Origin of the sequence: Planococcus sp. ANT_H30, assembly GCF_008369335.1 — a bacterium.
GTDB lineage: Bacteria > Bacillota > Bacilli > Bacillales_A > Planococcaceae > Planococcus > Planococcus kocurii.
In genome coordinates, this window is sequence record NZ_VOBJ01000014.1 from 16,086 (window position 1) to 40,855 (window position 24,770).

At 42.2% G+C, this 24,770-nt stretch carries 22 protein-coding genes and 1 tRNA gene; 19 read left to right on the plus strand and 4 right to left on the minus strand.

Annotation, left to right across the window (positions count from 1 at the left end; all coding sequences use genetic code 11):
- Positions 1-96 precede the first annotated feature (96 nt).
- The 15 genes from rnmV (at position 97) to FQ085_RS17655 (ending at position 15,919) form a co-directional block, all read left to right on the plus strand.
- The gene (gene rnmV, locus FQ085_RS17585) at positions 97-654 is read left to right on the plus strand and encodes a ribonuclease M5 (protein WP_058386790.1); all 558 of its coding nucleotides are present in this window, start codon (positions 97-99) and stop codon (positions 652-654) included.
- Positions 654-1,532 (plus strand): 16S rRNA (adenine(1518)-N(6)/adenine(1519)-N(6))-dimethyltransferase RsmA, encoded by an 879-nt coding sequence (rsmA, locus tag FQ085_RS17590; protein ID WP_058386789.1) that lies wholly within the window; start codon positions 654-656, stop codon positions 1,530-1,532. Before rnmV ends, rsmA begins: the two co-directional genes overlap by 1 nt.
- A gap of 163 nt (positions 1,533-1,695) precedes the next feature.
- The gene (gene veg / locus FQ085_RS17595) at positions 1,696-1,959 is read left to right on the plus strand and encodes a biofilm formation stimulator Veg (RefSeq protein WP_006830753.1); all 264 of its coding nucleotides are present in this window, start codon (positions 1,696-1,698) and stop codon (positions 1,957-1,959) included.
- A gap of 148 nt (positions 1,960-2,107) precedes the next feature.
- Positions 2,108-2,971 (plus strand): 4-(cytidine 5'-diphospho)-2-C-methyl-D-erythritol kinase, encoded by an 864-nt coding sequence (gene ispE, locus FQ085_RS17600; RefSeq protein ID WP_149457264.1) that lies wholly within the window; start codon positions 2,108-2,110, stop codon positions 2,969-2,971.
- A 57-nt stretch (positions 2,972-3,028) separates the two neighbouring features.
- The gene (purR, locus tag FQ085_RS17605; protein ID WP_058386787.1) at positions 3,029-3,856 is read left to right on the plus strand and encodes a pur operon repressor; all 828 of its coding nucleotides are present in this window, start codon (positions 3,029-3,031) and stop codon (positions 3,854-3,856) included.
- The gene (locus tag FQ085_RS17610; protein WP_058386786.1) at positions 3,857-4,234 is read left to right on the plus strand and encodes a RidA family protein; all 378 of its coding nucleotides are present in this window, start codon (positions 3,857-3,859) and stop codon (positions 4,232-4,234) included. It abuts the gene before it with no gap.
- A 235-nt stretch (positions 4,235-4,469) separates the two neighbouring features.
- On the plus strand, positions 4,470-4,754 hold the full coding sequence (gene spoVG / locus FQ085_RS17615; RefSeq protein WP_058386785.1) for a septation regulator SpoVG: 285 nt from the start codon (positions 4,470-4,472) through the stop codon (positions 4,752-4,754).
- A 244-nt stretch (positions 4,755-4,998) separates the two neighbouring features.
- Positions 4,999-6,372 (plus strand): bifunctional UDP-N-acetylglucosamine diphosphorylase/glucosamine-1-phosphate N-acetyltransferase GlmU, encoded by a 1,374-nt coding sequence (glmU, locus tag FQ085_RS17620; RefSeq protein ID WP_149457265.1) that lies wholly within the window; start codon positions 4,999-5,001, stop codon positions 6,370-6,372.
- A gap of 15 nt (positions 6,373-6,387) precedes the next feature.
- Complete coding sequence (locus FQ085_RS17625; protein WP_058386783.1) at positions 6,388-7,350, plus strand: ribose-phosphate diphosphokinase; 963 nt, start codon at positions 6,388-6,390, stop codon at positions 7,348-7,350.
- 112 nt (positions 7,351-7,462) lie between these two features.
- Positions 7,463-8,107 carry a 50S ribosomal protein L25/general stress protein Ctc gene (locus FQ085_RS17630; protein ID WP_058386782.1) on the plus strand — a complete coding sequence of 215 codons (645 nt, stop codon included), beginning with the start codon at positions 7,463-7,465 and terminating at the stop codon, positions 8,105-8,107.
- Positions 8,108-8,273: 166 nt separating this feature from the next.
- Positions 8,274-8,837 carry an aminoacyl-tRNA hydrolase gene (gene pth / locus FQ085_RS17635; protein WP_058386781.1) on the plus strand — a complete coding sequence of 188 codons (564 nt, stop codon included), beginning with the start codon at positions 8,274-8,276 and terminating at the stop codon, positions 8,835-8,837.
- Between the two features lie 69 nt (positions 8,838-8,906).
- Positions 8,907-12,440 (plus strand): transcription-repair coupling factor, encoded by a 3,534-nt coding sequence (gene mfd / locus FQ085_RS17640; protein ID WP_149457266.1) that lies wholly within the window; start codon positions 8,907-8,909, stop codon positions 12,438-12,440.
- Between the two features lie 122 nt (positions 12,441-12,562).
- Entirely contained in the window at positions 12,563-14,167 is a 1,605-nt protein-coding gene (locus FQ085_RS17645) for a putative polysaccharide biosynthesis protein (RefSeq protein WP_149457267.1), read from the plus strand.
- Positions 14,164-15,627 (plus strand): bifunctional methyltransferase/pyrophosphohydrolase YabN, encoded by a 1,464-nt coding sequence (gene yabN, locus FQ085_RS17650; protein WP_149457268.1) that lies wholly within the window; start codon positions 14,164-14,166, stop codon positions 15,625-15,627. Before FQ085_RS17645 ends, yabN begins: the two co-directional genes overlap by 4 nt.
- Before the next feature lies 1 nt (position 15,628).
- A complete protein-coding gene (locus tag FQ085_RS17655) occupies positions 15,629-15,919 on the plus strand; it encodes an RNA-binding S4 domain-containing protein (protein ID WP_058386778.1) in 291 nt (96 codons plus the stop codon).
- Between the two features lie 49 nt (positions 15,920-15,968).
- Here FQ085_RS17655 and argF read toward each other — a convergent pair whose 3' ends face one another.
- Genes argF through FQ085_RS17670 form a run of 3 tightly spaced genes read right to left on the minus strand, consistent with a single transcriptional unit; the run spans position 15,969 to position 21,080 of the window.
- On the minus strand, positions 15,969-16,922 hold the full coding sequence (gene argF, locus FQ085_RS17660) for an ornithine carbamoyltransferase (RefSeq protein WP_058386777.1): 954 nt from the start codon (positions 16,920-16,922) through the stop codon (positions 15,969-15,971).
- Positions 16,919-20,017 (minus strand): carbamoyl-phosphate synthase (glutamine-hydrolyzing) large subunit, encoded by a 3,099-nt coding sequence (gene carB / locus FQ085_RS17665; protein WP_149457269.1) that lies wholly within the window; start codon positions 20,015-20,017, stop codon positions 16,919-16,921. The genes argF and carB overlap by 4 nt, the downstream gene beginning before the upstream one ends.
- Positions 20,010-21,080, minus strand: a complete 1,071-nt coding sequence (locus FQ085_RS17670) for a carbamoyl phosphate synthase small subunit (protein ID WP_058386775.1) — start codon at positions 21,078-21,080, stop codon at positions 20,010-20,012. Before FQ085_RS17670 ends, carB begins: the two co-directional genes overlap by 8 nt.
- 281 nt (positions 21,081-21,361) lie before the next feature.
- On the opposite strand from FQ085_RS17670, the gene FQ085_RS17675 reads away from it, so the two are divergent.
- Both FQ085_RS17675 and FQ085_RS17680 read left to right on the plus strand, forming a co-directional pair.
- Entirely contained in the window at positions 21,362-21,784 is a 423-nt protein-coding gene (locus tag FQ085_RS17675; RefSeq protein WP_058386774.1) for an FtsB family cell division protein, read from the plus strand.
- Between the two features lie 116 nt (positions 21,785-21,900).
- Positions 21,901-22,323 carry a S1 domain-containing RNA-binding protein gene (locus tag FQ085_RS17680; protein ID WP_058386773.1) on the plus strand — a complete coding sequence of 141 codons (423 nt, stop codon included), beginning with the start codon at positions 21,901-21,903 and terminating at the stop codon, positions 22,321-22,323.
- 164 nt (positions 22,324-22,487) lie between these two features.
- Here FQ085_RS17680 and FQ085_RS17685 read toward each other — a convergent pair.
- Positions 22,488-22,561, minus strand: a tRNA-Met gene (locus tag FQ085_RS17685).
- A 126-nt stretch (positions 22,562-22,687) separates the two neighbouring features.
- On the opposite strand from FQ085_RS17685, the gene tilS reads away from it, so the two are divergent.
- Positions 22,688-24,085 carry a tRNA lysidine(34) synthetase TilS gene (gene tilS / locus FQ085_RS17690; protein ID WP_149457270.1) on the plus strand — a complete coding sequence of 466 codons (1,398 nt, stop codon included), beginning with the start codon at positions 22,688-22,690 and terminating at the stop codon, positions 24,083-24,085.
- Between the two features lie 25 nt (positions 24,086-24,110).
- Positions 24,111-24,662 carry a hypoxanthine phosphoribosyltransferase gene (hpt, locus tag FQ085_RS17695; RefSeq protein ID WP_058386771.1) on the plus strand — a complete coding sequence of 184 codons (552 nt, stop codon included), beginning with the start codon at positions 24,111-24,113 and terminating at the stop codon, positions 24,660-24,662.
- Positions 24,663-24,770: the final 108 nt, after the last annotated feature.

Consider the following 24,770-nt stretch of genomic DNA (forward strand, 5'->3'; position numbering starts at 1 on the left):
GCAAGCTTTCTTGGGATATTTCCCGGGAAAGCTTTTTACATGTTTATAGGCAAACGTGTAGAATAAACAAGAAGCTTGAAAAGAGGAAAATTATAAATGAAGATAAATGAGATTATAGTAGTTGAAGGAAAAGATGATACGGTAGCAATCAAACGTGCGGTTGATGCAGATACGATTGAAACAAATGGTTCAGCCATTACAGCAGAAACACTCGTACGAATCGCTCATGCACAGCAGAAAAGAGGCGTCATCGTTTTTACGGATCCGGATTATCCTGGAAGACGCATACGTGCTATTATTGAAGAACATGTGCCACTGGCTAAACACGCATTTTTGGCGAAAGAAAAAACCATTGCTAAAAACGGCAAAGGCCTAGGAATCGAACATGCCTGCGATGAAGATATTCGTGAAGCTTTGCACGCAGTTTATACGCCGCTACAGGAAGAGCGTGCAGTAGAAATTACGATGGAAGATTTAATTGATGCAGGTCTTGTGGCTCATCCAAAAGCAAAGCAGCGCCGTATTCAAATGGGCAATGACTTGCAGATTGGCTATACGAACGGCAAGCAGCTTCAAAAACGGCTCTATATGTTCGGTATATCCAAAGCTCAGTTTATTAAAGCGGTACAAGCGTTAACTCAGGAGGAAAACTAATGACTAAAGATATTGCCACACCTATTCGAACGCAAGAAATTATGGCGAAATATGGGTTGAAAGTAAAGAAGAGCTTAGGACAAAACTTTTTAATCGATCCGAATATTTTGCGTAAAATTGTTGGGCAAGCGAAATTGACCAAGAAGTCTGCAGCAATTGAAATCGGTCCAGGAATTGGTGCTTTAACAGAACATTTGGCAAGAGAAGCCGGAAAAGTATTAGCTTTTGAAATTGATCAACGATTATTACCGGTGCTCGAGGATACTTTATCGCCTTATGATAACATTGCCATTATTCATTCGGATATTTTAAAAGCAGATGTCCAAGCAGCGATTGATCGTGAACTGGAAGGGTACGATGACATCGTGGTCGTGGCCAACTTGCCCTATTACGTAACGACACCGATTATTTTAAAGTTATTACTCGAAAAGCTGCCAATTCGCGGCATGGTCGTTATGTTGCAAAAAGAGGTCGCTGAGCGCATTACAGCTAAACCAGGTACAAAAGCTTATGGATCACTTTCTATCGCTATCCAGTACTACACACAGGCTGAAATGGCATTGACTGTTCCTAAGTCTGTATTTTTGCCGCAACCCAATGTTGATTCGGCTGTTATCCGCATGACCAAACGCGACGTGCCAGAAGTCGTGGTAATTGATGAAGACTTCTTCTTTACCGTTACGAGAGGGTCGTTCGTACAACGCAGAAAAACCATTTTGAACAATCTTCAAGTTGCTATGCCTTTAGGTAAAGAGAAAAAAGAGTTGATTTTAACAGCATTAGCAGAAGCAGAAATTGATCCAACAAGACGTGGAGAAACGTTAACGATTAAGGAGTTTGGACTGTTGGCAGATAAATTGTATGCATATTTCGGATGAAATGGTTATTCTGTTACAAAATCGGCACAACTTCTTTCGGATTAAAGAAATTTCGAATAAATAAATATTGACAGCGACTAAGGTTGGTTGATAAAATTATAAATTTGCTTGACAATTCCATCAAATTATGGTAGAATTATATCCATAGTGAGGTGTAGACAAAATGCCCAAAACTTTGGCGGATATTAAAAAATCGTTAGACCTACATTTAGGAAAACGATTGCTTTTGAAGGCAAACGGAGGTCGTAAGAAAACGGTAGAACGTGCCGGAATCCTACGCGAGACCTATCACTCCGTGTTCGTGATTGAGCTAGATCAAGAAGAGCATGCATTTGAACGCGTGTCTTACAGCTACGCAGACATCTTAACTGAAGCAGTAGAAATTACTGTGTACGAAGGAACTGAAGATGCACTTGTTGTGAAATAATTGAATTATATTTATAAGTTACTCCAAAACTTGCTACTGCTGATCTAAGCGGAAGGCGAGTTTTTTTGTTTCTATCGACACTTTACTTTCCATTATCTCGCGGTATGTTAAAATAGTGTTCATTAGAATATAAAAAGGAGGCAGTGGGATGCTCTACGTAAAAGCGCCTGCCAAGATCAATTTAACATTAGATGTTTTGCACAAACGTCCAGATAATTACCATGAAATTGAAATGATTATGACCACTGTGGATTTGTCGGATCGTATTGGACTGATGGGCACAGCCAAAGGCATACATATTCAATCAGCAGACCGGTTCGTGCCAGACGATTCCCGCAACCTCGCTTACCAGGCGGCGCAATTGATTAAAGATACCTTTAATATCAAAACTGGAGTTATCATTTCACTGGATAAAAAAATCCCGGTCGCTGCAGGCTTAGCTGGAGGCAGCAGTGACGCTGCAGCGACATTAAAAGGATTAAACAAACTTTGGCAGCTTAATCTGTCACTCGATGAACTGGCGGAACTGGGGGCTAAAATTGGTTCGGATGTTTCTTTCTGCGTTTATGGCGGTACAGCATTAGCCAAAGGTCGTGGAGAAATCATTCAACAATTACCAACGCCACCGAATTGCTGGGTCATTTTAGCAAAACCTACACTTGGCGTTTCTACAGCCGATGTTTATGGCGCATTCGATGTTCAAACCGCTCAACATCCAAATACAGGTGCCATGATTCAAGCACTTAACAACGGTGACTACGAGGCTATGTGCGCTAACCTTGGTAATGCACTTGAAAGCGTTACGTTAAAGTTATATCCCGAAGTTGAACAAATTAAAGAGCAGATGAAGAAATTTGGAGCGGACGCTGTACTTATGAGTGGGAGTGGACCAACAGTGTTTGGTTTGGTGCACCAAGAAGCGCGTATTCCACGTATATACAATGGCTTGCGTGGCTTTTGCTCAGAAGTATACGCTGTGCGCTTGATTGGCGAACGGGAGCCACTTGCCTAAATACGGACATTTATGGTAAGTTTTCTATAAATCATTCGTGTTTAGGAGAGGGTAGTTTTGAAGTGGAAGCGCAGTGAACGGCTTGTTGATATGACGCATTTTTTATTGGAACATCCGCATAAATTGATTCCACTAACTTATTTTTCGGATCTGTACCAATCGGCCAAATCGTCTATTAGTGAGGATTTGGGGATTGTTAAAGAGACATTTGAAGAAAAAGGAATTGGCTTGTTGATGACAGTTCCTGGAGCAGCAGGTGGCGTGAAATATGTACCTAAGCTTCAAGAACGTGAAATCAGAGCAGTAATGGCTGATTTGATGGAAGAGCTAAGTCACTCAGACCGGCTATTGCCGGGTGGCTATTTGTACATGACCGACGTGCTAGGTAATCCGGAAATGATGAATCGTGTCGGTAAAGTGTTTGCTACAGCATTTGCTAAAGAAAAAATTGATGTCATCATGACGGTAGCTACAAAAGGCATTCCGATTGCCCATGCCATTGCGCGCCACTTAAATGTGCCCGTGGTAATTGTCCGTAGAGACAGTAAAGTTACTGAAGGATCTACAGTTAGCATCAATTATGTCTCGGGTTCTTCTCGTCGAATTCAAACGATGGTCTTGTCAAAGCGTAGTATGAAAAGCGGTCAACGCGTACTAATTACGGATGACTTTATGAAAGTCGGCGGCACGATGAATGGTATGAAAAATCTACTGGAAGAATTTGAATGCACATTAGCAGGTGTTGCTGTATTAGTAGAATCGGAACATTCGGATGAACGGCTCGTAGAAAAGTATTTATCTCTTGTTAAATTGCATGAAGTTAGCGAAAAAGAACGTACGATTGCATTAGAAGAAGGCAATTACTTTGAAAATGGGGGAATTTGAATGAATTACGTAGCGACAGATAAAGCGGCAGCCGCAATTGGACCATACTCACAAGGTGTGGTCTCGGGTGGAATTCTTTACAGTTCAGGTCAAATACCTTTAACAGCAGCAGGCGAATTGGTTGAAGGCACAATCTCTGAGCAGGCGCATCAAGTATTTTCAAATTTGAAAGCGGTTCTTGCAGAAGCCGGTTCTTCTTTTGGAGATGTCATTAAAACAACTGTTTTTATCAAAGACATGAATGACTTTGCAGAACTAAACGAGATTTATGCAACTTATTTTGGCGATCATAAACCAGCGCGTTCAACTGTTGAAGTAGCGCGGTTGCCAAAAGACGTAAAAGTAGAAATCGAAGTGATCGCAAAAGTTAACCAGTAAACTAGAATGAGTTATAGCAATGCAGATCGCCTCGTTAAATACGAGGCGATCTGCATTTTTTCATAGAGAGAATAAAAAATTATGTTCAAGCGTGAAGTGTATGTCGTTTCGGTCATTAGTTCCATTAAGTAAATTTTCTAATAAGTTTTGCAATTTATGAAGGATAATAGTCCCTTTTAGCGAATACCCATAATTAGGGTTGAAATACTGCGGCTGAGAGGAGGGGGACGAGAGAATGGAAGTAACAGATGTAAGACTACGACGCGTACAAACCGATGGCCGAATGAGAGCAATCGCTTCCATCACGCTGGACGATGAGTTTGTTATTCATGATATTCGAGTAATCGATGGAAATGATGGCTTATTCGTCGCAATGCCAAGTAAAAGAACACCTGATGGAGAGTTTCGTGATATTGCACATCCGATCAACTCAAGCGCACGCACTAAGCTTCAAGAAGCTGTCTTAACTGCATATAAACAAAGCGAAAGTGAATCGGTATTGGAAAATGCCAACGTTTAACGGAGCTGAATCAAGAGCCTTCTACATTGAAATGGCTCTTTTTTTATTTGGCTTTTTTTTGTCATGGTATTGTCATGCTTTGGAACCTTGAAAAATCAAGGTTTTTCCGCTATAGTCAATAAGGAAAAGCAAATTTTTAATTGACATAGCCAGTGTGAGACTGGGTCTATCAATTGATAGAATAAATGAATGGATAGAACCAGTAACAAGAGTTCTTATCAAATCAAGAGTGGAGGGATAAGAAGTGGCAAATACATACGCAGTAATTTTAGCAGCAGGACAAGGCACACGGATGAAGTCAAAATTGTACAAAGTGCTTCATCCAGTCTGTGGCATGCCAATGGTTGAACATGTAACGGGCAATGTCGAGCAACTCGGAGTTGAGAAAATCGTTACTGTCGTTGGTCATGGTGCTGAAAAAGTTCAGCAGCAACTAGGTGACAAAAGTGAATATGCCTTGCAGGCAGAACAACTTGGAACAGCTCACGCCGTGCAACAAACAGCGTCATTGATTGAAGGTCTTAAAGGAACGACTTTGGTGGTTTGTGGAGACACGCCACTGATTCGACCAGAAACCATGCAGTCATTGCTTGATCAGCATGCCGAAACTGGTGCAAAAGCGACGATCTTGACGGCAATCGCTGATAATCCGACAGGTTATGGACGGATTCTCCGCAACGATGCGGGCATCGTCGAAAAGATTGTCGAGCAAAAAGACGCGTCTTTAGAAGAGCAACAAGTAAAGGAAATCAATACCGGTACTTATTGCTTTGATAACGAAGCGTTATTTGAGGCGTTGAAATTAGTTTCAAATGATAACGTTCAAGGTGAATATTATTTGCCTGATGTGATTGAAATTCTGCAAAAGCAAGGCGAAATTGTAGCTGCCTATGCAACAGATAGCTTTGACGAAACGCTTGGTGTAAACGACCGTGTGGCATTGAGCCAGGCCGAAAACATTATGCGCAAGCGAATTGCTGAAAAACATATGAGAGCTGGCGTTTCGATTATCGATCCTGCTACTGCTTATATTAGTGCACAAGCCCGAATCGGAGCGGATACGATTATTCACCCGAACGTGACAATTGATGGTTTAACACAAATTGGGGAAGATTGCATTATTTCTTCGAACAGCCATATCGTCAATAGCATCATTGGAGATCGTACAACAATTCGCAGTTCAGAAATTCATGACAGCAGCATTGGAACGGATACAGCTGTAGGACCGTTTGCGCACATTCGTCCTCAAACCGTTTTAGGCAACGATGTGAAAATCGGCAACTTTGTTGAAGTGAAAAAAGCAGAAATCGGCAACGATAGCAAGGTTTCTCATTTGAGCTATATTGGCGATGCTCACGTCGGCACAGGTGTTAATATCGGTTGCGGTACCATCACCGTGAACTATGATGGCAAAAACAAATTCCAGACTGTCATTGAAGATGATACGTTTATCGGCTGCAATTCAAATCTGATTGCACCTGTCACTGTAGGAAAAGGATCTTACATCGCTGCAGGATCTACTATTTCAAAAAATGTACCTGAGGATTCATTGGCAATCGCACGCGCGCGCCAGGAAAATAAAGAAGGCTATGCAAGTAGATTAAACGGAAGAAAATAGGAGGGTTCACACCTAATGGGCTATCAAAATGCAAACTCGAAATTGAAAATCTTTTCATTGAATTCGAACCAAGAGCTAGCTGAGGAAATTTCAGAACACGCGGGTATTCCGCTTGGAAAAAGTTCGGTGACACATTTTAGTGATGGTGAAATCCAAATTAATATTGAAGAAAGTATTCGTGGCTATGATGTGTTTATCGTCCAATCGACTTCCCAGCCAGTAAATGAGAACTTGATGGAGTTATTGATCATGATTGATGCAGTTAAACGTGCTTCTGCTCGTACAGTTAACGTCGTAATGCCTTATTACGGTTATGCGCGTCAAGATCGCAAAGCTCGTTCACGTGAGCCGATTACAGCAAAATTAGTAGCGAATTTATTGGAAACTGCTGGTGCAACGCGTGTAATCGTACTCGATTTGCATGCTCCTCAAATCCAAGGATTCTTTGATATTTTGATTGATCACTTAGTAGCTGTACCTTTGCTTTCTGACTACTTCCTAAATGAAAGTGGCATTGATCTTGAAAATGTCATTATTGTTTCGCCGGATCACGGCGGGGTTACACGTGCACGTAAAATGGCAGATCGCTTGAAAGCACCGATTGCCATCATCGATAAGCGTCGTCCGCGTCCAAACGTAGCGGAAGTTATGAATATCGTCGGTAATGTAGAAGGGAAAACGGCGATCATCATTGATGACATCATTGATACTGCTGGAACAATTTCAATTGCTGCTAGTGCGTTGATTGAAAGTGGCGCGAAAGAAGTTTACGCGTGCTGTACACACCCTGTTCTTTCAGGTCCTGCCGTACAACGTATTAACGACTCAGTAATCAAAGAATTGATTATCACTAATTCGATTGCATTGCCTGAAGAAAAGAAATCTCCTAAAATCAAACAATTGTCTGTAGCGCGTCTATTGGCTGAGACGATTGTCCGTGTTCACGAACAAAAATCTGTCAGCACTCTTTTTGATTGATCAGCAGCAACAACTTTTCATGCTCTAGGTTTCATTAAGACAAGACATGGGTATATATAGATTATGTACTTATCGTGACTACGTACTTTAATATAACTGGAGGCTGAAAGCAATGACTGTAAAAATGACAGCACAAAAAAGAGAAAGCAACAATAAGAATTCGGCGTTAACTGAACTTCGTGCAAAAGGCGATGTGCCAGGAGTAGTTTATGGCTTTAAAACGGAAACTACACCGGTGACTGTATCTGAAATTGAATTGATTAAAACTTTACGTGAATCTGGACGTAACGGTGTAATCAGCCTTGAAATCGATGGCACATCTAAAAATGTTGTGTTAAGTGATTATCAAATGGATGCTTTAAAAGGTAGCTTTAAGCATGTTGACTTTTTAGCAATTAATATGTCAGATGAGCTTGAAGTGGCTGTAGCAGTTCACTTGACAGGCGAATCAGCAGGCGAAAAAGAAGGCGGATTCATCACTCAGCCAAACCGTGAAGTGAATGTTCGTGTAAAACCTTCTGACATACCTGATGCACTAGAAGTAGATACTACTGAACTGGCGATTGGCGAAACAATCACAGTCGGCGATATCCGCGGAACGGTATCTTATGAAATTTTAGATGAAGACGACTTTATCCTTGTATCTGCAACAGCTCCGCGTACTCAAGATGAGTTGGATGAGCTGGAGACTGTATCTGATGAAGATGCAGAACCAGAAGTGGTTGGCAGCGAAGATTCTAAAGAAGAAGAAAAATAAAGTTAAATACAAAGAACGAGCAAGAGGTTGTCGAGAGACAGTCTCTTGTTTTTTTGTTTTTCAATTGTAAATTGTTTGTCCATCAAATCAAGGAGACCGCTTATGTTCTTCTTATCAAATGATTATGGTAAAATAGAAGTCACTGAAAAAGCAAAGGAAGATGGGTATGAAATTGATTATTGGCCTGGGAAATCCGGGGAAAGCATACGAAGATACGCGCCATAATATTGGTTTTAAGGTAATCGATTATTTAGCAAGTCAATGGAATACACCCTTGACGCAGTCTAAATTTAGAGGCATGTATTCTATTAGTCATCGACCTGAAGGCAAAGTGATGCTATTAAAGCCACTGACTTATATGAATTTATCTGGCGAGAGTGTAGGTGCGCTGATGGAATACTACGATATTGATATAAAAGACATTATTGTTATATACGACGACCTTGATTTGCCAGCAGGTCAATTACGATTGCGGCAAAAAGGGAGTGCAGGTGGCCACAACGGCATTAAATCACTGATTCAGCATTTAGGAACACAAGAATTCAATCGTTTGCGTATTGGCATTAGTCGCCCACCAGCAGGGATGAAAGTGCCAGATTACGTACTGCAGCGTTTTTCAAAAGAGGAAAGACCTGAGGTAGATGACGCCATCAAAAAAAGTGCGGCAGCTTGTGAAAACTGGTTATCTAAACCGTATCTCGAAGTCATGAATCAATTTAATGGAGCATAACCGCTTTGACGCATTCGGCGTTCAGAGCTTTTTTCTGTTTCTTGTATTTTGTTGAAAGGAGGAAGTTGAATGAACCATATTTTACAGATTTTTTCGGAGGATACCCACACACAAAAATTTATCGCTGATTTGAAGAAAGGGCAGGACCATCAGTTGATTTCTGGTTTGTCTGGTAGCGCGCGGCCTATTTTTTACCAAACCATTTGGTCTGAAATGGAAACACCGCTATTGATTGTGACGCCTAATTTATTGCATGCACAGCGCGTCTATGATGACTTGGTTCGTTTGATGGGTGAACAGCAAGTCCACCTTTACCCAGCGGAAGAGTTAATCGCAGCAGAGGTGTCTTTTTCAGGGCCTGAACTGCGAGCTCATCGCATTGATACGCTTGATCATATGAAGAGTGTAGGCAAAGGAATCTACATTACACCAGTTGCGGGAATGCGTAAATTATTGCCAACGAAAGAACAATGGGATTATGCTACCTTGCGGATTGCTGAAGGGGAAGAACTCGATACGAACGAATGGCTGTTAAAGTTGGTGGCGATGGGCTATTCTCGTACTCCAATGGTAACGACCCCGGGCGAGTTTGCGCTTCGTGGAGGCATACTGGATGTTTATCCACTGAACTTTGAACATCCGGTGCGTATCGAGCTATTTGATACGGAAGTGGATTCACTACGGCTATTCTCTGCAGAAGACCAGCGTTCACTCGAAAAAGTTCATTCACTGTGCATATTGCCTGCTAGCGAATTAGTGTTATCAAAAGACCAACGGGTCCAACTAGCTGGAAAATTGGAAACGAACCTTGCAGCTAGCTTAAAGAAATTAAAAGCTGACGATACGAAAGCTTTGATGCACCAGCATATTCAGCATGATATCAATCAATTAAAACAAGGCGAAACACCAGAACAGCTAGCTAAATATGCTTCGTTGATTGATACGCAATCAGCTTTTCTAGGCGATTATTTCCCGGGAAATGGACTGGTTTTTTTCGACGAACTCGGACGAATTCAAGAAATGACAGATACATTAGAACGCGAAGAAGGCGACTGGATTGTGTCATTGCTTGAAGAAGGGAAGTTTCTTCACGATGTTTCTTTAACGTATACGTTCCGTGAAATGATGACGAAATTGGAGCAGAAAGTAACGTTTCTGTCTTTATTCGTTCGGACATTTCCAATGGTATCGGTCAAAAAATCATTGGCCTTTTCTTGTAAGCCGATGCAGTCATTCCATGGTCAGATGCATTTGCTAAAAGCGGAAATGGAGCGCTGGGTTTTAGGGAAGTCGCAGATTTTTATCGTAGCGCAAGGCGAGGAGCGTTTAGAGAAAGTACGTTCGGTCCTTGCCGACTACGATATGAAAGCTGAAATCGCAGTTCCTTCGACAGAAATCCAAGGTGGTAACATTTATTTGGTTGATGGAGAGCTAGCGACTGGTTTTGAAATGCCGCTGCAACGATTAACTGTTATTACGGATTCTGAATTATTTAAGCAGCAACCGAAAAAGAAAACGCGGTCTCAAAAGCTGACGAATGCAGAACGTATTAAGAGTTATTCCGAAATCAAACCGGGTGATTATATTGTTCACATCCATCACGGGATTGGTCGTTTTATCGGTATTGAAACTTTAGAAACCGGTGGGGTTCATAAAGATTACCTCCATATCGTTTACAAAGCCGACGATAAATTATTTGTACCGGTCGATAAAATTGACTTGATTCAAAAATACGTGGCTTCTGAAGAAAAAGAACCAAAGCTGCATAAAATGGGCGGCGCAGAATGGAAAAAGACACGTACAAAAGTGTCGGCTGCTGTTCAAGACATTGCGGATGATTTGATCAAGCTTTATGCAGAAAGAGAAGCGTTACGAGGCTTTGCCTTTTCTGAAGAGCAGGATATGCAGCGTCAATTTGAGGCGGAGTTTCCATACGAAGAAACTGTCGATCAATTGCGTTCAATCAATGAAGTCAAACGGGACATGGAAAACGAGCGACCGATGGACCGTTTGATTTGCGGGGACGTAGGTTATGGTAAAACGGAAGTGGCAATCCGAGCCGCGTTTAAGGCGGTACTCGATGGCAAGCAAGTGGCGTTTTTAGTGCCGACAACGATATTGGCACAACAGCATTTTGAAACAATGAGCGAGCGGTTCAAAGATTACCCAATTACAGTCGGCTTGATGAGTCGTTTCCGTTCTAAAAAACAGCAAACGGAAACCGTTAAAGGACTGAAAAATGGATCGATTGATGTTGTCGTTGGCACGCACCGAATTTTGTCGAAGGATATGCAATACAAGGATCTGGGCTTACTGATTATTGATGAAGAACAACGTTTTGGTGTTACTCATAAAGAAAAAATCAAACAAATGAAGACAAACGTTGATGTTTTAACGCTGACAGCGACACCAATCCCACGTACGCTTCATATGTCGATGATTGGCGTTCGAGATTTATCTGTTATCGAAACACCACCAGCAAACCGCTTTCCTGTACAAAGCTATGTAATGGAGCACAATGGCGGTCTCGTACGCGAAGCGATCGAACGCGAAATGGCGCGCGGTGGGCAAGTGTTTTATTTGTATAACCGTGTCGATGATATGACGCGAAAAGTGGAAGAAATTCAACAATTAGTACCAGAAGCTCGCGTTGGTTATGCTCATGGACAAATGAGTGAAACCGAACTGGAATCAGTCATTTTAGGTTTCCTAGATGGCGATTACGATGTCTTGGTGACGACCACTATTATCGAAACCGGCATTGATATTCCAAACGTTAATACCTTGATTGTTTACAATGCTGACCGAATGGGCTTGTCACAGCTGTATCAATTGCGTGGACGCGTCGGACGCTCGAGTCGTGTCGCTTATGCTTATTTTATGTATCAGCGTGACAAAGTGTTAACTGACGTTGCAGAAAAACGCTTGATGGCAATAAAAGAATTTACGGAACTTGGATCGGGGTTTAAAATTGCCATGCGTGATTTGACGATTCGCGGAGCAGGAAATCTGCTCGGTTCACAGCAGCACGGCTTTATTGATTCTGTCGGTTTTGATCTTTATTCGCAAATGCTGCAAGAGGCAATTGATGAACGTCAGACCGGTATCAAAAAAGAAGTAGTGCCTGAAATCGAGATTTCACTCGATATTGATGCGTACATTCCAGATTCCTATGTCAGTGATGGCTACCAGAAAATCCAAATGTACAAACGTGTCAAAGGTGTGGATACGGTAGAGGAAATGACTGAGCTGCAGGATGAGTTAATCGACCGTTTTGGGGACATGCCGAATGAAACGGACAGCTTGTTGCGCATTGCCCGCATGAAAGTATGGGCGCGCCAAGTAGGTGTCGAATCCATCAAACAAACGGGTAAAATTGTGACAGTTCGACTTAGTGAAAAAGGGACCGCTAGTATCAATGGCGGCAAAGTCGTAGAGGAATCTGCTGTATATGGGCGCGCCGTTGGTTTTAGTATGGCCGGTCAACAGTTAATGATGTCTATTGATGAAAATAAAACGAAAAAACAACATCCATTTGATGTGTTAGAAGGCATGATGAAATTATTACCAGAATCACTTCGAGAAGAAAAAGTGGTTTTGTAACTTCAGGCAATGAATTTTAGAGCGGATATTCCACCATATGGCTTCGTACTTGGCAACTATCACCGGACTTATCGGCCGAATAATTAGAGTTAGTTCATATCAGTAAGAGGTGAGTGAGTCCTTTGAACAATGAAGGCACAATGAAAACATTTATGAAAGGTGCGGTCTTGCTGACGATTGCAGGGTTTATCGTTAAGTTGCTGAGTGCAATTTACCGAGTACCTTTTCAAAATCTTGTAGGAGACCAAGGCTTTTACATTTACCAACAAGTGTATCCGTTTGTTGCGATTTTTGGCATTTGGACTTCTTACGGTTTTGCCATTGCTATTTCCAAATTATTAGCAGACTATAATTCGCAATCACACAGAGCGATTCTTCGCATCGCTGTCATTTATGTAGCAGGCATTTCTGTCGTGATCTTCGTTGTCATGTTTTCAGGTGCCGAATTATTGGCAGGTTGGATGGGGGATCTGCAGTTAAATCCATTACTAAAAGTCGGTGCGTTTTCGGTACTATTGATGGCGCCACTGGCAGTGCTGAAAGGTTATTTTCAGTCCGCCAACAACATGGCGCCAGTTGCATATGCTCAAGTATTGGAACAAGGAATCCGTGTCACCGTTATTTTGGCTGGTGCTTGGCTGGTTGTCTCGAATGGGTTTTCCTTATACGTTGCTGGACAACTGGCAATGCTTGGCGCGGCCATTGGTGGACTTGGTGCAGTTATTTTACTACTGGTTTACTTTAACAGAGGTTTAAAAACGCAGAATCAGATGTTACCGGTTCGTGCTTGGCCCATTATTAAGGAAATGACGGCAGTGAGTTTGAGCGTCAGCATGAGCTCGTTAATTTTGGTACTGTTTCAGCTAGTGGATTCGTTTACGGTTTTTCGTCTGCTCGAGGAAAGCGGCATGGGACGGTTTGTTGCGATGGAGCAAAAAGGGATTTACGATCGAGGGCAACCGCTTGTACAATTCGGTATTTTAATCGCTACTTCACTAACGTTAGCGATTGTTCCCCTAGTCGCAAGAACTTCTAAAAAAGACAGTGGTCGACCAGCTGAAATGTACGCACGTTTAGCTTTTCGTGTCTCGTTTTTATTTGCGTTTGCAGCGGCAGTTGGGCTGACGTTCGTTATGCCATACGTTAATGAAACCTTATTTCAAACGCGTGAACGATCTGGAGCGTTAATTATTTTCAGTTGGCAAATCGTCTGGATGTCACTCCTACTCATTATGACAGCGATGCTTCACGGACTCGGTAAGGTCAGAGTTCCAGCTTTATTGCTAGTGACGGGAATGGTTGTGAAAGTTATCGGTAATTGGTTACTATTGCCTGTCTGGGGAGTAACTGGCGCGGCTGTTGCTGGAAACATTGGTTTGATGGTCGTAGTAATGGGCTTATTGCTTTATTTTAAGCGGGTATGGCCAATAACATTTGCGCCACTTTCCTATTATGGCTGGCTTTTCGGTGCTGCGCTGGCAATGTCTGTCGTAGTATTCGGCTGGTCAATTTTAGCTGATAACTATTTGTTTGATCACTTATCTAGTCGTTTCGGTGCTTTTCTAACAACGGCTACAGCCATTCCACTTGGTGCTTTAATCTTTATGGCAATCATCGGAAAAAGTCGAATCATCACAGAAAAGGAATGGTACATTATTCCGTTCGGCCGCAAACTAGCCAAATTACAATTAGCAATAAATTCAAAGAAAAAAGGTGAAAAGCGATGAATACAATTCACATTATTGGCCTCGGTGCAGGAGATTTAGACCAATTGCCGCTCGGTGTCTATAAAAAATTAAAAGCGGCAGTTAACTTATATGTACGAACCGAGGATCACCCTGTATTGACAGAACTTGTCCAAGAAGGCGTAGCGTTCACAAGTTTCGATGCGGTTTATGAAAAACACGATAGCTTTAGTCCGGTATATGCAGAAATTGCAGAAACCTTGATCGACTTGTCTGAAAAAGAATCAGTCATTTATGCAGTGCCAGGTCATCCATTGGTTGCCGAGCAAACAGTGCAAAATTTGATTGAGGCAGAAAAAGCGGGACGTTGCCAATTGGTTATTGAAGGCGGGCATAGTTTCTTAGATTCTTTGTTTGGTGCGCTTCGTATTGACCCAATCGAAGGTTTTCAATTGATGGATGGCACCGAAATGACCAGCGACCAAGTAAATATGACGCAGCATTTATTGATCGCACAAGTATACGACAGCTTTAGCGCCTCTGAAGTAAAGTTAACGCTGATGGAAAAATACCCGGATGAGTATCCAGTAACGATTGTGACGGCTGCCGGTTCTAAAGATGAAGTGCTACAGACCGTACCGCTTCATGAATTAGACCGCGTAGCAGAAGTGACGAATTTGACGACTGTCTACGTACCGCCAGCTGCACAACAAACGCAGCGCTTAAAAGAATGGCAAACTTTCCGCAGTATTGTTGCGAAACTGAGAAGCCCTGAAGGCTGTCCGTGGGACCGCGAGCAGACGCATGAGTCCCTAAGTCCATATTTGATCGAAGAAGCGCATGAGCTGCTTCAGGCAATTCAAGAAGGTGATGATGAAGCGATTGCTGATGAATTGGGCGATGTATTGCTGCAAGTGTTCTTGCATGCTCAAATCGGTCAAGATAACGGCTATTTCCAATTAGAAGATGTACTTGAAGCGGTTAGTGCGAAAATGATTCGTCGTCACCCGCACGTTTTTGGTGATGTTTCGGTTGACGATTCCGAGCAAGTTATCGCTAATTGGCAAGAAATCAAAGCACAGGAAAAACCGGCAGCAGATTCTGTATTAGAAGGCCAAGAACGATTTAGTTCTTCTTTAACAACGTCATTTAATTATCAAAAAAAAGCAGCGAAGATCGGATTCAGTTGGCCGGATGCAGCAGCAGCTTGGGATAAATTTCAAGAAGAATTGAAGGAGTTCCAGCAAGAAATAGCGAATGGTTCCAAAGCTCGTCAATTAGATGAATTGGGTGATTTACTGTTTACCTTAGTGAATCTTGCACGATTCTTTGATTTGTCACCGGAAGAAGCGATGATGCAAGCGAATCAGAAGTTCAAAAGTCGTTTCCATTATGTTGAACAGCAAGTAACACAAGGAACCGGTGATTTTAGTGATTATTCGCTAGAGCAGTTAGATGCATTTTGGAACCAAGCCAAATTATTGGCAAGAAAGGAAGACTGAAATGAGATTAGATAAATTTCTAAAAGTATCTCGGTTGATCAAACGCCGTACGTTAGCCAAGCAAGTAGCTGACCAAGGGCGCATACTAGTAAATGGCAATAAAGCGAAAGCCAGCTCAGTTATTAAAGAAAATGATGAACTGCAAATTCGTTTTGGTCAAAAAATCGTAACGGTACGTATTGATCGGCTGAAAGAAATAGCGAAAAAAGAAGAAGCTGTTACGATGTACACCATCTTAAAAGAAGAAAAGCTAGAAAAAGTTGAGCCTGAATTTATTGATGACGAAGCGTAAAAACAGAAAAAGCCTTAGGGATCCAATGATTCCTAAGGCTTTTTTCTGCTTATTTATCAGCCATCAATGCAACGAGAATTGCTTTTTGTGCATGCAACCGATTTTCAGATTGCTGGAAAATGACGGAGTGCGGACCTTCTAAAATAGCAGTAGTCACTTCTTCCTCACGGTGAGCGGGCAAACAATGCATGAAGATGTAATCGGTCTTAGCGTGTTTGACGAGGTTTTCGTTTACTTGAAAGCCTTGGAAATGTTGGAAACGTTCAATGGTTTCCTGCTCTTGTCCCATACTTGCCCAGACATCCGTATAAATGGCGTCACTTCCACTAACTGCTTGTTCTGGGTTGTCTGTAATTTCAATGGTTGAACCGGTGTATTGTGCGATCTGTTTTGCTAAAGCGATCATTTCTGGTTTTGGAGCATAGGCGATTGGAGAAGCAATGCTTATATCCATGCCGACTTTAGCGGCACCGATCATTAATGAGTTAGCTACATTATTGCCGTCTCCGATATAGGCCATTTTTTTGCCTTTTAAGGTACCGAAATGCTCAAGTATCGTCATCAAATCAGCCATCACTTGGCACGGATGATAGTCATCGGTTAATCCGTTAATGACAGGAATTGAACTAAAATCTGCTAGTTCTTGAACGCTAGATTGATGAAACGTACGAATCATTAGCCCGTCTAAATAACCTGACAAAACACGTCCGGTATCAGCAATGGTTTCTCCACGTCCAAGTTGTGTGTCTTGTGAACTCAAGAACATAGCGTTGCCACCAAGTTGAAGCATACCAGCTTCAAATGAAACACGCGTACGCGTCGAAGATTTTTCAAAAATCATGCCCAGCACTTTGCCTTGTAACAGCGGTAAATATTTGTTTTCAGGTTTTTTTAATTCAATGGCGAGATTTAGTAAATCCATAATTTCATCTGTGCTGTAATCTTTCAAAGACAAGAAATTTTCCTGGATAATCGATGGTGCAAATGGGGTGGTCATTGTCATTTTGCAAGCACTCCTTTTGATAGTGAGAGAATGGATGAATAGGTTCCGTTAAAGGCAGCCGCTGTTTCAGGACGTGTCCACACGTGGAGACGGTGAATGGCTGCTTGCTTCGCATTCGTGCTTTCCGGGTCAGGGGCAAAGTCGATATAAGCTTTTTTCGATTCCGTTTTCAACCAGTCCTCAAAAGGCATAACGGTCTCGGTGACAATACGAAAGCCCAGTGCTTGCCAGGTAGCGAGATCTACGTAATCGACTGACTGTTCTGCAACAAAAATCGTCCCACCGGAAGAGAGCTCTGCCAATTGAACGGAAGCGCCGTTTAAGGCTTTTGCTAAGGCGGTATCTAAATTCGGGCTTGTTCCAATCACTTCACCTGTCGACATCATTTCAGGTGACAAGATAGGAGAGAGACCCGGCAATTTAATATGAGAAAAGACTGGTGCTTTAACCGTATACTCGGGCTGTCCGTTATAGGTTTTTCCGATAGCTAGTTTTTCAAAAGGCACTCCGAGCAATAAAGCCGTGGCGTGTTGAACGAGTGGCACATCGGTCACTTTGGAGCTAATGGGAGCTGTACGAGAGGCCCGTGGGTTAATTTCCATGACAAATAATTGTTCGTTTTCGTAAACGAATTGAATATTGAATAAGCCGGTATAATCCATATTTCTAGCGACATGCGTCGCAGTGTCAGAAAGTTCTTGTAGTGCCTTTTCCGATAACGATACAGGTGGCGTTATCGCGATGCTATCGCCCGAGTGAACGCCGGTTCCTTCAACATGTTCAAACAAGGCAGAAATCCAGACATGCTCGCCATCGGTTAAGATGTCGGCTTCGACTTCTTTACCGGTAATAAAATGATCTACTAGTACAGGGAATGTCATGGTTGTTTGTTGCAACCATTTGGTAAGTTCGGTTTCGTTGTGCAAAACAATCATGCCGCGTCCACCGATAACATAGGATGGTCGCAGTAGCACTGGGAAGCCGAGGGCGCGAGCAGCTGGAATGACAGCAGCAGCATCAAGTGCTGTTTTACCAGGGATTGTCGGTAAGTCGATCGATTCTAGGAAGGCATAAAAACGATCACGGTCTTCCATTTGATCTAACAAATCAACTGTCGATCCAAGAACTGTAATGCCTGCTTCTTGCAAGGCCGCCGCAACGTTTAGTGAAGTTTGCCCACCGAACTGAAGAATTACTTGAGTAATGCCTTCAAAATCCAAGACATTGAGAATATCTTCGGGTGTGATGGGTTCAAAATAAAGAGCGTCTGCCACTTCGTAATCAGTGCTAACCGTTTCCGGATTGTTGTTAATCATAATGGCTTCGTAGCCTAGCTTTTGTGCAGCCAGAACACTATGCACACAGCAATAGTCAAACTCAATGCCTTGTCCGATTCGGATGGGTCCAGAACCCACAACTGCTACTTTTTTCTTGTGATGAGTCCGTGTAACGTCTGAAACGCCTTGCCATGTCGAATAAAAATAATTTGTATCCGATTGGAACTCAGCGGCACACGTATCGATCATTCGATAAGCGGGTGTTACTTGCCAAAGTCGGCGTTGTCCCCAAATCTCTGAACAAGGAATCGTCCATAAGTCAGCCAATTGCTGATCACTGAAACCGAGCTTTTTGGCCTTCAAAAGACGAGTGCGCGTCATGCTGTTCCAGTCCAATTGCTGAAGCTCTTGCCATTCTGTAACGATAGTAGCCATTACAAACAAGAAGTAGGGTGTGATGCCTGTAAGGTTATGAAGCGAGTCGGTGGACTTGCCGCGTAGTAGCAATTCGAAGAGTACGAACAAACGACGATCATCGGCTTTATTTGCTAATTCGCATAAATATTCTGTAGAAAATTCCGAAAGTGCTACCAGGCGAAAGCCATCAATTGGCAATTCAAGTGAACGAATCGCTTTTTGCAGGGCCGCTTCCATGGACCTTTCGATTGCCATTACTTCGCCAGTCGCTTTCATTTGAGTGCCGAGTACGCGATCCGCTTGTGGAAATTGATCGAAAGGCCAGCGCGGGATTTTGACCGCCACATAATCCAATGCGGGTTCGAAACTGGCGAATGTCGTGCCGGTTACTGGGTTTTTCAATTCGGCCAATGTATAGCCAATTGCTAATTTCGCGGCGATTCGAGCGATTGGGTAACCGGTTGCTTTTGAAGCGAGAGCAGAAGAACGGCTGACCCGCGGATTGACTTCGATTAAATAATAAGCCGAAGTTTCCGGGTGTAGCGCAAACTGCACATTGCAAGCGCCGATAATACCGAGGGCTTCAATAATGTGAATAGACGCGCTACGCAGCATATGGAAATCTTTGTCGTTCAAAGTTTGACTGGGTGCTACTACAATTGAGTCACCGGTATGTACACCAACAGGATCTAGATTTTCCATATTGCAGATAGTGATGCATGTGCCATCTACGTCGCGCATTACTTCATATTCGATTTCTTTATAACCGGCAATGCTGATTTCTACTAAACATTGTTTAATAGGACTGGCACTTAATCCTTGCTTGACCAGCTTGATGTAGGTTTTTTCATCTTCGGCAATTCCACCACCAAAGCCGCCGAGCGTATAAGCAGGACGCACGATGAGAGGGTAACCGGCTGAAGTCGCAAATGCTAATGCCCCTTCAACTGAATAAATGATGTCACTGTCTGGAACAGGTTCACCTAACTGCTTCATTAACGAGCGAAACTGCTCACGGTCTTCGGCTTGCTTGATGGCTTTCATGTCAGTGCCAAGCAAAGTGACGCCATATTGAGTCAGGATGCCCGAATCAGATAAAGTCATCGCCAAGTTTAAACCGGTTTGACCGCCAACTGTTGCAAGCAATCCATCGGGACGTTCTTTTTCAATAATGGCAGTAATGCTATCCAAAGTCAGTGGCTCAAAGTAGACTCGATCGGAAATGGATTTGTCGGTCATAATCGTTGCGGGATTATTGTTGATTAAAATGACAGAGATGCCTTCTTCTTTTAAAGCAACACAAGCCTGTGTACCCGAATAATCGAACTCTGCTGCCTGGCCGATAACGATAGCACCAGACCCAATGACTAACACTTTTTTGATTTGTTGCTGTTTAGGCATATAGTTTCGCTCCTTCTTGCTGGTGAATCACCGCCAAAAATTGCTGGAACAATTCAAGGTGATCAGTGGGACCAGGTGCTGCTTCTGGATGAAATTGAACAGTAGTTATGGGCAAAGTATCGTGAATGAGCCCTTCAATGCTGTCGTCGTTGACGTTCTTATAAAGTACAGAAAAAGGGATAGTGGTTAAACTATCGTTTTCGACCACATAGCTATGGTTTTGTGAACTCATGCTGACACGTTTTGTCTGCATGTTCATAACCGGATGATTGGCTCCGCGATGACCATAGACAAGCTTAGTTGTTTTCGCGCCAAATGCCGAAGCAAGTACTTGATGACCGAGGCAAATACCGAGACTTGGATAGCGCTCAGCCCAGTCGCGATAGATAGGCAACAACTGTTGAAGAGCGGCGGGGTCTCCGGGACCATTGGAGAAAAGTAAGCCATCAAGCTCTAGTGAATCAAGCTTTTCTGTCGGCGTTGCGTAAGGCACAATGGTTACTTTACAATCCAATTTCAGCAGCTCTTTTAAAATGGAGGATTTGTAATGAAAATCAATCAATCCTATATGGATAGAGCCACAGCCGATCGTTTGAATTTCTTCAGTTTCTTCAATAGGTGAAAAAAAGTGGGTTTTTATAGCTTGCCACTCTAGCTCAGACGAGGAATCGTGAATTAATTGCGACTGCATGGTTCCGGAGTCGCGAACATGTTGAATAAGGGTACGTGTATCGACGTCGCTGAAAATCGGAACTTCATGACTACTAGCAAACTCTGCAAGTGAAATCGCCCCATCAGGGAGTGGTCCTTCGTACAATCCTGAAACAATGATGCCAGCTACTTGAATAACGTCAGACTGTGCATACAGAGATTGAATTCCGTATTGACCAATAAGTGGAAAGGAAAATACAATGATTTGGTCTTTATAAGACGGATCTGTTAAAACTTCTTCATAGCCAGTCATGCCTGTGAAAAAGACGATTTCTCCTTGAATAGCAGAAGCTTTACCGTACCAATGTCCTTTAAATGCTGTCCCATTCGATAATGTCAATAAACCTGTCATTTATTCCCCTCCAAATTTTATTCATTGATTATGTATATTTATAAAATGAAAATTAAAAGTTAAACTAAAAATCATCCGTTAGAATAGATAAAAAGATAATGATTAGTATTATATGTCTGTATAAAAATTAAGTCAACTGTATTTTTATGATACCAAAAAATTGTGTTTCGCCGATTAATGGAGGAAAGAAGTGAAAATAGGGAAAATTATTGAAAAAGCTTATCATATCAAGGGATTTCATGTATAATAATGACAAAGTTAGTATGGAAGGAGAGCGGGTCATGAGTTTGAAGAGAGACAACAAGGCGGAAAAGCGCGAAGTCACCTCAATTCGCAATGACTATGTCCGTTCGGTAGAAGTAGAGGAAGCACGCAAATCGGCTCACAGAGTACGATTATTTAGAAGACTGTCAGTTTTTGGATTAATGATTCTGGTGGCTACGATTTGGATTGGTTCGACTATTTATGCACAAACACAAACAATCTCTGAAAAAGCACAACTTCGTGAGGAAGCACTGATGGAACTTAAAGAAGTTGAAAAGCAGCAAGATCAGCTACAAGAACAGATTTTGTTATTAAATGACGAAGAGTATTTAGCTAAGCTGGCACGTAAGGATTACTTTCTTTCAGAAGAAGGAGAGATCATTTTTACCACGCCACATGATGAAAATAAAGATGAAGAAAAACCAGCAGAAAAAGAGTAGTCAGTTGACACTCTTTTTTTGATGGTTATAATAAAAAGTGGGACAAGTCCCGCAAAATGACAGCGTGACCTAGAATTTTGGAGTCACCTTAATTTTTAAGGAGGAGCATTTTTTTTATGTCGATTGAAGTAGGCAGCAAGTTAGAAGGTAAAGTCACAGGTATTACAAACTTTGGAGCATTTGTTCAGCTTCCAACTGGTGCAACAGGCCTCGTGCATATAAGTGAAGTCGCTGACAACTATGTAAAAGATATTAACGATCATCTTAAAGTTGGCGAAATGGTAGAAGTGAAAGTCATGAATGTAGAAGCAGACGGTAAGATCGGCCTTTCCATTCGTAAAGCGAAGCCACAACCAGCAGGCGGCACAGAACGACCACAACGCCCACGCCCAAGCAATAATCGTTCATTTGAACGCGCTCCAAAAGAGAACTTTGAAACGAAAATGGCAAAGTTCTTGAAAGACAGCGAAGAAAATATGACGACTTTGAAGCGCGCTACTGAATCTAAGCGCGGCGGCAGAGGGGCAAAAAGAGGCTAACTTGCTAGCTGTTTTAATAGTATAGGGAAATGCTTCAACACAGCTAGAAATTGATATTGAAACGCTTCTCACCATGGGGAGCGTTTTTTTTATGTCTGGGTATTGATTTTTTGAAACAAAAAAAGCAGCACCCTTGAAGGGTACTGCTTTAAAGTAAACTATGATGGCGGCAGAGGGGATCGAACCCCCGACCTCACGGGTATGAACCGTACGCTCTAGCCAGCTGAGCTACGCCGCCTTGTTTAAACGAACATTTAATAGCATACTATTGAATGTTCGGTCTGTCAATTACTAATTCAAAACAATTTAGTCCACTTTCTCAATAAATGTATTAAAAGTGGAGATAGGCAGGTGAAATGAAGAAATGAAAAACTTTCAAGAGTTACTGATGCACTATAGTAAAAAGCATAAGTTATTTCAAGAAGGAGACAAGGTGCTTGTCGGTTGTTCAGGTGGAATCGATTCCATGGTGTTACTTCATTTTTTGAATGCACAAAAAGAGGAACTGGGTATTTCAGTTGTGGCAGTTCATGTAGACCATATGCTAAGAGGCGAAGAATCGCATCAAGATCATCTGTTTACACAAGCAACAGCTATGCGGTGGGGAGTTGAATGCTTTAGTCGAGCTATTCCGATTCTAAAAATTTTAGAAGAACAAGGCGGCAATAAGCAGCAATTGTGCCGATCCGAACGCTATGCCTACTTCTTGAAAATCATGAAGCAGACGGGCGCCAATAAGTTTGCTACAGCGCATCATGCAGACGATCAACTTGAGACAATCCTCATGTCAGGGTTGAGAGGCAGTCTTCAAGATGGTGCTTTTGGCATTCAAGCGAGCCGGCCTTTCGGAGACGGTTTTTTAATTCGTCCTCAATTGGCGGTAGATAAAGAGCAAATTTTAGCTTACGCCAATTTTTATGAAATTCCGTACCGAGAAGATTCGAGTAATAGTGAAATAACATATGCACGGAATCGCTTGCGCAAGCGGATTTTACCACTTCTCAAAGAAGAGAATAAAGAAGTCTCTCAGAATTTCGTAGAACTCGCTGAAGACATGCAGCAAGATCAACAATTTCTTCAGGAGTTGACTAAAGACAAACTGCAACGGTTGATTCAGAGAAGAGATGGAGCAATTATGTTGTCTGCCAAAAGTTTCAGAGTTGAAGCGCGTGCTTTACAAAAAAGAATGGTTCTACTACTATTAAACTATCTATATAATCCGAAGCGAGTTCCTGTGACGAGACAACTGGTCGAACAACTGCAGGGAATGATGCAAAGTTCATCTGGCACTGTCTTTTTGCATTTGCCGCAAAATTATATAGCAACACGTCAATACGATTTAGTTGTCTTCAAACAGCAATCGCTAAGGCAACAGGATACACTCGCACCTATTGCTATTGAAGCGGACTGGACACCCGTTTACAGCGGATATCGTTACAAAATAATGCCTACTGCGCAATTTGAAAAAGTTGAAAACGCCGTAATTTGGTATTTTCAAGCACCAAAAGATTCTACATTCTTTTTGCGGAGCAGAGAACCGGGTGATCGGATTCAGCTAGCTGGGATGGATCAGCCAAAAAAACTGGCACGTTTGATGATTGATGAAAAAATCCCTATGCCTAGGAGAGAAAATTGGCCTGTCATTGCGACGGACACAAATGAACTGTTATTAGTGCCAGGCTTACGGTCATCTTCCGTAATTAGTCAGCATAAGCGCGGTGGAGATAATTGGGTACTAATTGAACAATTATATAGCATGTAAAACAAGGAATATTAGGAGGTCCACTATGTTACAGAACGATATTAAAGAAATATTGATTAGCGAAGAACAGCTACAGGACAAAGCACGTGAACTGGGAGCTATGTTAACAGAGGATTACAAAGATAAATATCCATTAGCTATTGGGGTATTAAAAGGTGCAATGCCGTTCATGGGAGATTTGATGAAGCGCATTGATGGTTTTGTTGAAATGGATTTTATGGACGTCTCGAGTTATGGGAATGCCACTGTTTCTTCTGGAGAAGTTAAAATCGTTAAAGATTTGAACGCTAGTGTCGAAGGACGCGATCTGCTAATTATTGAAGACATCATCGATAGTGGAAAAACACTTAGCTATTTAGTGGACCTATTCAAATACCGCAAAGCAAAATCGATTAAAATCGTTACCTTGTTGGATAAACCAACTGGACGAAAAGTAGATTTGAAAGCTGATTACGTTGGGTTTGAAGTGCCGGATGCATTTGTTGTAGGTTATGGACTGGATTTTGCAGAAAGATACCGGAATCTGCCTTACATCGGTGTTTTAAAGCCATCGATTTACGCTGAACAAGAAGAATAGACAATGATCGTTCACAGTCTGGGGATTTAACGGCGAGAATAAGGGCTTTTCGTTGTATGCTGAAATGTTCCTATGGTAGTATTTAGTATAGTTTTAGGGAAACTTTAT